Origin of the sequence: Pseudooctadecabacter sp. (assembly GCF_965657175.1) — a bacterium.
In the GTDB taxonomy this organism is placed as follows: Bacteria; Pseudomonadota; Alphaproteobacteria; order Rhodobacterales; family Rhodobacteraceae; genus Octadecabacter.
This window is the reverse complement of record NZ_CBFHNH010000027.1, coordinates 20462-27176: the sequence shown is the minus strand read 5'-3', so window position 1 is coordinate 27176 and position 6715 is coordinate 20462. Positions and strand designations below refer to the sequence as shown.

Here is a 6715-nt window from a genome sequence, read left to right as displayed (position 1 = left end):
ATCATCAAGCTTTTTGTGCGCCTTGCCCAAGTTGCGGATGCGGCGCGATACGAAACCGGCGACCACAAAGCCCAAGATCAGGATGAAGATCGCACCGGCAACCGACCCCAGAAGGGTCATGATCGCCTCAAGCGTTAGCAGGTCAGACAGGGACTGCCCGTTATAGATATCGGCATTAAACAGACTTGAGAACCAGCCCGACACGTCGCTTGTGATCCCGTCGAGGTTTTCCATCCAATGTTCCGATCCATATTCAAATTCGGCACCAAACGCGCGGACCGCGGCATTGGTTCCAAGAAAAATAAAAAATGTGCAACCAATCGCGTCACCGTGCGTTGGTCCTTGAAATTATAAGGAAATCAGCGATGGCCAGCCACAAAGACATGTCCGACACGGCGGTCGCGATCGAAGATGAGGTTGAGGAAAATTCGGTTGAGAATGCGGCCAAGCTCGCCCCGAAACTGATCTACGAAATCATCCGCCGCGACGGGGAGGAGGAATTGTCCCGCACGACGCGGTCCCTCATCTGGTCGGGGATCGCCGCAGGCATCATGATCAGTTTCTCCGTTGTGGGTGAGGCGATTTTCAGGACCTATCTGCCCGACACACCGTCGCGGTATCTGGTTGAAAACCTCGGCTATGCGTTGGGGTTCTTGATTGTGATCCTCAGCCGTATGCAGTTGTTCACAGAAAACACGATCACCACGGTATTGCCCATCATCCATGGCCCGACCCTGCACCGGCTGGGCCGTTTGGGGCGGGTTTGGGTTCTGGTCCTCGGCGCCAATGTCATCGGCGCCTTTCTGGTGGCGTCGCTTTACGTGTTCACCCCTGCCTTGCCCGATGACTTGACCCCTGCCCTATTGGAACTGTCGCGCCATGCCATGGGGTTCACCCCCACAGAGGCCTTTTTCCGCGCTAGTCCCGCAGGCGTCCTGATTGCCGCCATTGTCTGGATGCTGCCACAGGCTGAAAATGTGGCGTTCTTTGTGATCATCGTCTTCACGTGGCTGATTGCCGCTGGTGATTTCACCCACATCGTCGCGGGATCGGTTGAGATGGCCTATCTGCTGGTACAAGGCGAAATGGGAGTAACGACCGCTCTGGGATCGTTCTTTTTGCCGGTGCTGGCGGGCAACATCATCGGCGGCACGGCGATCTTTTCGATCATGGCTTATGGACAGGTCAAAGACGAAATGTCCGGCCCGCCCCACCTGTAGCCCTGCCCCCCTTGGTGCCCCATGCGGAACCCTGTCCTGTCTTGTGTCGTTGAGGGGCAAGCAACCACAGGAGGCCTGACATGGCACAGTATAGCGAAGGCGACAAAGTCGAATGGAACTGGGGCAATGGCACCGGAACCGGCAAGGTCGTGCAGAAATACACCCAGAAGATCACCCTCAAAATCAAAGGATCAGAGGTCACGCGCGATGCGTCCGACGATGACCCCGCCTATAAGATCGAACAAGAGGACGGTGACGAAGTTCTGAAATCCGGCAGCGAACTGTCCGCCGCCTGACCAAGACGCGGGGCCGCGTGATGCGGCCCCGATTGCGCGCCCTTTGCGGCGCAGGTCTACAAGAACGGACGTGTTTCCAGCGGCTTGTGCTCTGTCTGGGCAGCTTCCGCCAAATCGCGCAGGCTGTTCACCTGAAGTCGTCCCTCGCTCCATGAAGCAAGCTGCCGCGACCGGAGTTTGGCCAAGGTCTTGTTGGTGTGCACCAACGACAAGCCCAGAGCATCGGCCAAATCCTGTTGGCGGAAGGGCAAAGGCATCTGTGCGGCGTTCACAAGGCCCAAAGCCTCCCCCCGTTGGAACAATTTATAAAGCGCCCAAGCCACGGCCTCAAAAGCGGTGCGCTGGCCAATGGTCGCAAGGCTGTCGCCCAAAAAGTGCTCCTCCACGGCGGCCATCCAAGTGATGTCAAAACCGCGTTCGGGGTTGGATTTGAAAAAGCTGAAAAACTCGGACCGGTCAAACACACATAAGGTCATTGCGGTCGTCGCTTCGACGGAGTGATGCATTTCCCCAACGATCCCCGCCTGAAGGCCGATAAAATCACCGGGGAAGATAAAATTGATAACCTGTCTCTCCCCATTGGGGAGTGTCGTATAACGTAATCCCATGCCCCGCAGGGCCGTATAAAGCTGCGGTGCGTTGGACCCTTCCATCATCACCGGCGTTCCGGGATCGACCCGTAATTCCCCAGATTTATATCGTTGTGTCAGCCTTCGCTGATCTTCGGGCACATATTCAAAAAGGGGACTTTTATGCAGCGGGCACGTCTCGCACTTCGTAGACAAGATGCATCCTTTCTTTGGGAGGGTATGTCACAGTTTAATGCTTGAACCGGCAAAGGGTTCCATAAGGGCTGCAAGAGCGTCGTAACCAACAACAGGCAGCGCAGTGCTTATTGTCATCGTGGAACATGATCCGATTGTTCGGATAGATATGGAGGAAACGCTTATTTCACTGATGGAGAGCGTGACGGTGAGCTGTGTGACGACCCTGTCAGAGGTTGAAGATATTGCCGGCGACCTGTTGATCATCGACACCGCGCTTGATCGTCAAAACCTAACGGCTTGGCTGGCGCAGGGGGCGCAAATCCTGAGCACGGGGCCGCAGCTGTCCACGCCCAGCGGTGGGCCTTTGGACGGGGTGAGGCATCTGCAACGCCCGTTTTCGAGTGAGATGTTGGCACGACATGTGGAAGAGATGTTGGCAGATCACTGACGGAACCCAAGGGCGGGCCGCGACGTTGAATACCGAACATTCAACACAGGAGCCTACCATGACCGACGCACTCAAAGTCGTTCCCGAAACCAATCCCGTGAAATCCGGCGTCCGCGATGTCAAACCGCTGGCCGGTGGATTGTCCGACGTTTTGGCCGACACATACCGCCTGCTGTTCAAGACCCACACCTACCACTGGAACGTGGAAGGTCCGTTGTTCTATTCGATCCACAACCTGACTGAGACGCAGTACGAAAACATGTTCAAAGCGGCTGACGAGCTGGCCGAACGCATCCGCGCCTTGGGTCAATTTGCCCCCCATGCGATGGCGGATATTCTGTCCCGTTCCGTCGTACAGGACGAAGAGGCCCTGCCAAGCGCCGGTGAGATGTGCGAGATTCTGGCGTCCGATCACGAACGTGCCGCCCACCGCCTGCACGCATTGGTCGAATTGGCGGGTGAGCACAAAGATCCGGTGACAGAGGACCTCGCGACAGAACGCAGCGCTTTTCATGAACAGGCCGCGTGGATGTTGCGCGCAATTGCGAAGACCTGAACCCTCGCTGCGTGACCAAAAGAAAGCCCCGCCAATTTGGCGGGGCTTTTTGTTGGGACAGACAAATATGGAAACGTTAGGACGACAGCGTTTCTGTTGACGAAAAGAACATCGCCTGACTGACAGCAGACCGGACCTGATTTTCGGAATAAGGCTTGGAAATCAGGAAGGCTGGTTCTTTGCGTTCGCCGGTCAGCAGTCGTTCAGGGAAGGCTGTGATAAAGATCACAGGAATGCCGCCATAATCCGCCAGAATGTCATTCACCGCATCAATGCCGGACGAATTGTCCGCCAGCTGGATGTCGCTGAGGATCAGATCGGGCTTGTCCGCCTTGGCCAAGGCGTTCGCCTCGTCACGGGTGCGGGCGATGCCGGTGACGCGGTGCCCCATATCGGCCACAACAGTTTCCAGATCCATTGCGATGATGGCCTCGTCTTCGATGATCATCACACTGCCGGAAATTGCGTCTTCCATTTCGGTGCGGGCGAGACCCACAAGGTGTTCCGCCTCTGATCCATCGATCTGCATGATTTCCGACACTTCGGACAGGTTGAAATCCTCGATCGTGGACAGCAACAACGCCTCACGGGTGTTTTCGGTCAGACGTGACAAATGACGCTGCGCGGTGGCGCGCAAACCGGTTTCACTGTCACCAACCGGCGCGCCCGAACTTTTCCACAATGAATGGAAAACCTTGAACAAACCGACTTTCACGCTGCTCGCTTGTGTGGCCGTTTCACGGTCCAACAGCAGTGCCTCAAGGGCGGCGGCTGCGTATTTGTCCCCGGTTGACTGATCACCCGTCAGCGCCCGACCATATCGCCTCAGATATGGAAGCGCTGTACTGACAGCTGATGTGAAGTCTTCCGCATTTGTCATTTTTGACATCCCCTACAAATTTTATGGAACCAAACGCGGCAAACGGTGTTTGGTTCCCGACGACTTTAAATTTTTTGACCCATTCAAAGGTTTAGCGAACACATGACGCAAAATGGCGGCGAGCATAAGGGCGATGATGATGCGATCAACGCAAACCTCAAGAGGGTATATGATGATATGCTCAATCAGGAGGTCCCCGATCGGTTCAAAGACCTACTGAAGCAATTGAAATCACAGGATAATTCCTCAGGGAATGCGGACAGTGGTGACTCTACATGAGCGCGTCTGACCCAAGGGACGAGCTGGTCGATCACCTACCTGCGATGCGGGCCTTTGCCATGTCCTTGACCCGAAATTCAGCCACAGCCGACGATATGGTGCAAGACACCCTCGTGAAAGCATGGACAAAAATTGATATGTTCGAACCGGGCACAAATTTGCGCGCTTGGCTCTTCACCATTCTGCGGAACACGTATTATTCGAACCGTCGCAAAGCCAAACGCGAAGTGGCGGACGTCGATGGCGTCTTTACCGAAAGCCTGTCGCAAAAGCCCGATCATGACGGACGTTTGCAGATGGCGGACTTTCAACGTGAGTTTGCAAAACTGCCCGATGAACAACGCGAAGCTTTGATTTTGGTCGGGGCCTCCGGCTTTGCCTACGATGAGGCAGCGGAGATGTGCGGCGTGGCCGTGGGCACGATCAAAAGCCGCGTTAATCGCGGCCGCGCGAAACTCGCTGAATTGATGCATCTGTCAGGCGACGATGCCATGGAACTGACGGACAGTGCCACGATGGCTGTCGTTGCAGCACGGGCGAATGGCGCATTGAGATGACGGACAAGGTCGTCCTGCACAGGCGGCTGACGGCCCGCATCCTTTTGTTCCTGACGCTTGCACTGGTGCCGTTGGGCATTATTGGAGTCATTCAGAACCAGCGGCTGAACGCAGAAATCCAGCAGCGTGCGGACCTGACGCTGCTGGCTTTGACCGAACAGGCGGCCTCTGGTGAGCGACGTAAAATCCAACGCACGTTTGGCGCAGCTCAGGCCCTTGCCGGAACCATTAATTATCTGTTGCAGGACCCGACTGGATGTTCCGAAGCCCTGCAGCACCAAGCAAGCACCGCAGGCGGGTTCGCGTTTATCGGCTTCATCGACATTAACGGGCTCAGCACCTGTTCAACCGCCAATCAGACCGTCGATTTCTCCCAGTTGGATGAATTCAAGGAGATGGTCGAAAATCCCAGACAACGTCTGACTTTGAACATGAGCGGCCAAGTCTCGGGTGAGACGGTGCTGATCTTCGCACAACCCCATTGGGGTCAAGACGATCTGGATGGTTTTGTCACCGTGTCCGTGCCCCTAGACGATGTCGTGTCCGAACCGGATTTCTTCACCGAAGCAGAACCCATTACCCTGATTACCTTCAACACGGACGGGGATTTGCTGACCACAGAAAACGACCGCCAACTGGCGCAGGCGCTTTTGCCGACAGGCATACCCCTCACCGAACTTGCCACCGGCTATGCCCGCACCTTTGATGCCACCAGCCGGTCAGGCCGGGACATCTCCTATTCTGTGGTGCCAATCATCCCCGATGTGGCCTATGCCCTTGGCCTGTGGACCGCCGGTGAGACGGCCACCGGCACTGAAATCTCCCCGTTCCTGAGCACCTTACTGCCCTTCATGATGTGGCTTGCCAGCCTGTTTGTGGCGTGGTTCGTGATTGACCGTTTCGTGGTCGACCGGATCAAGGACCTCAACCGTGGGATGAGCGATTTCGCTGAAAACCGGGCGCTTTCGGCCCCCGCACACCATAATTTGTCAGTGGAGCTTGAAGATCTTGACGTCACCTTCCGCGGAATGGCCCAGAAAATCCTGCGTGATGAGGCCACGATGGAGGATCAGCTGCGCGAAAAGTCGATCTTGCTGAAAGAGGTCCACCACCGGGTGAGAAACAACCTGCAGATCATCTCCTCCATCATGAACATGCAGATCCGCAAAGCCAAAGAGGACGAAACGCGCCTGTCGCTGTCACAGGTGCAGGACCGGATTCTGGGCCTCTCGCAGGTGCACCAGTCGCTTTATCAAACGGAAACGCTGACCGAACTTGATGCGGCGGACCTGATCCAGCAGCTTGTCGATCAAAGCCGCGTTTTGGTTGAAGCCACCGACCGGACCATCGCGATTGACCTTGATCTTGATAATATTGTGATTTTCCCCGATCAGGCGGTGCCGCTGACGATGTTGGTGTCCGAATGTCTAAGCAATGCGGTCAAATACATCGGGGGCACACCGCCGGTGATTTCGATGCGCCTTAAACGGGCGCCGACTGGCGAAGTGGCCCTCACGATTGAAAATACCACCGGCCCCGAAAGCAGCCGCGCGCCTGCGGCGGGTCATATCACCGGTTTGGGCCGTCAGCTGATCCGCGCCTTTGTGGCCCAGTTGAACGGCACCCTGACGGTGTCCGAACCCGAAGGGCACTACCGGATCGATGTCACGTTTGACGTCGTGACCCCCCAGTCCGCACCCTACGACTACTGA

At 56.2% G+C, this 6715-nt stretch carries 10 protein-coding genes; 7 read left to right on the top strand and 3 right to left on the bottom strand.

What is annotated here, in order from left to right; genetic code table 11:
* A partial coding sequence (locus tag ACTG36_RS15765; RefSeq protein ID WP_439142888.1) for a mechanosensitive ion channel family protein occupies positions 1 to 234 on the bottom strand: 234 nt, incomplete at its 3' end.
* A gap of 131 nt (positions 235 to 365) precedes the next feature.
* On the opposite strand from ACTG36_RS15765, the gene ACTG36_RS15760 reads away from it, so the two are divergent.
* Together ACTG36_RS15760 and ACTG36_RS15755 are read left to right on the top strand one after the other, a co-directional pair.
* Positions 366 to 1220 (top strand): formate/nitrite transporter family protein, encoded by an 855-nt coding sequence (locus ACTG36_RS15760; protein ID WP_439142886.1) that lies wholly within the window; start codon positions 366 to 368, stop codon positions 1218 to 1220.
* A gap of 80 nt (positions 1221 to 1300) precedes the next feature.
* Entirely contained in the window at positions 1301 to 1516 is a 216-nt protein-coding gene (locus ACTG36_RS15755; protein WP_375280490.1) for a DUF2945 domain-containing protein, read from the top strand.
* 56 nt (positions 1517 to 1572) lie between these two features.
* Here the strand turns inward: ACTG36_RS15755 and ACTG36_RS15750 are convergent, their stop codons facing one another.
* Positions 1573 to 2301 carry a Crp/Fnr family transcriptional regulator gene (locus tag ACTG36_RS15750; RefSeq protein ID WP_375280489.1) on the bottom strand — a complete coding sequence of 243 codons (729 nt, stop codon included), beginning with the start codon at positions 2299 to 2301 and terminating at the stop codon, positions 1573 to 1575.
* A 103-nt stretch (positions 2302 to 2404) separates the two neighbouring features.
* On the opposite strand from ACTG36_RS15750, the gene ACTG36_RS15745 reads away from it, so the two are divergent.
* Both ACTG36_RS15745 and ACTG36_RS15740 read left to right on the top strand, forming a co-directional pair.
* Positions 2405 to 2731, top strand: a complete 327-nt coding sequence (locus tag ACTG36_RS15745; protein ID WP_375280488.1) for a hypothetical protein — start codon at positions 2405 to 2407, stop codon at positions 2729 to 2731.
* 58 nt (positions 2732 to 2789) lie between these two features.
* A complete protein-coding gene (locus ACTG36_RS15740) occupies positions 2790 to 3287 on the top strand; it encodes a Dps family protein (protein ID WP_439142883.1) in 498 nt (165 codons plus the stop codon).
* Between the two features lie 76 nt (positions 3288 to 3363).
* On the opposite strand, the gene ACTG36_RS15735 is transcribed toward ACTG36_RS15740, so the two are convergent.
* On the bottom strand, positions 3364 to 4176 hold the full coding sequence (locus ACTG36_RS15735; protein WP_375280486.1) for a response regulator: 813 nt from the start codon (positions 4174 to 4176) through the stop codon (positions 3364 to 3366).
* Positions 4177 to 4269: 93 nt separating this feature from the next.
* On the opposite strand from ACTG36_RS15735, the gene ACTG36_RS15730 reads away from it, so the two are divergent.
* Genes ACTG36_RS15730 through ACTG36_RS15720 form a run of 3 tightly spaced genes read left to right on the top strand, consistent with a single transcriptional unit; the run spans position 4270 to position 6715 of the window.
* Positions 4270 to 4446 carry a NepR family anti-sigma factor gene (locus ACTG36_RS15730; RefSeq protein ID WP_375280485.1) on the top strand — a complete coding sequence of 59 codons (177 nt, stop codon included), beginning with the start codon at positions 4270 to 4272 and terminating at the stop codon, positions 4444 to 4446.
* Entirely contained in the window at positions 4443 to 5003 is a 561-nt protein-coding gene (locus tag ACTG36_RS15725) for an RNA polymerase sigma factor (protein WP_375280484.1), read from the top strand. The genes ACTG36_RS15730 and ACTG36_RS15725 overlap by 4 nt, the downstream gene beginning before the upstream one ends.
* The gene (locus ACTG36_RS15720) at positions 5000 to 6715 is read left to right on the top strand and encodes a sensor histidine kinase (RefSeq protein WP_375280483.1); all 1716 of its coding nucleotides are present in this window, start codon (positions 5000 to 5002) and stop codon (positions 6713 to 6715) included. Before ACTG36_RS15725 ends, ACTG36_RS15720 begins: the two co-directional genes overlap by 4 nt.

Excerpts from the sequence above, each read along its gene's own strand:
- ACTG36_RS15740 (WP_439142883.1), top strand. The coding sequence starts at position 2,790 with ATGACCGACGCACTCAAAGTCGTTCCCGAAACCAATCCCGTGAAATCC.
- ACTG36_RS15735 (WP_375280486.1), bottom strand. The coding sequence starts at position 4,176 with ATGTCAAAAATGACAAATGCGGAAGACTTCACATCAGCTGTCAGTACA.
- ACTG36_RS15720 (WP_375280483.1), top strand. The coding sequence starts at position 5,000 with ATGACGGACAAGGTCGTCCTGCACAGGCGGCTGACGGCCCGCATCCTT.
- ACTG36_RS15755 (WP_375280490.1), top strand. The coding sequence starts at position 1,301 with ATGGCACAGTATAGCGAAGGCGACAAAGTCGAATGGAACTGGGGCAAT.
- ACTG36_RS15725 (WP_375280484.1), top strand. The coding sequence starts at position 4,443 with ATGAGCGCGTCTGACCCAAGGGACGAGCTGGTCGATCACCTACCTGCG.
- ACTG36_RS15760 (WP_439142886.1), top strand. The coding sequence starts at position 366 with ATGGCCAGCCACAAAGACATGTCCGACACGGCGGTCGCGATCGAAGAT.
- ACTG36_RS15730 (WP_375280485.1), top strand. The coding sequence starts at position 4,270 with ATGACGCAAAATGGCGGCGAGCATAAGGGCGATGATGATGCGATCAAC.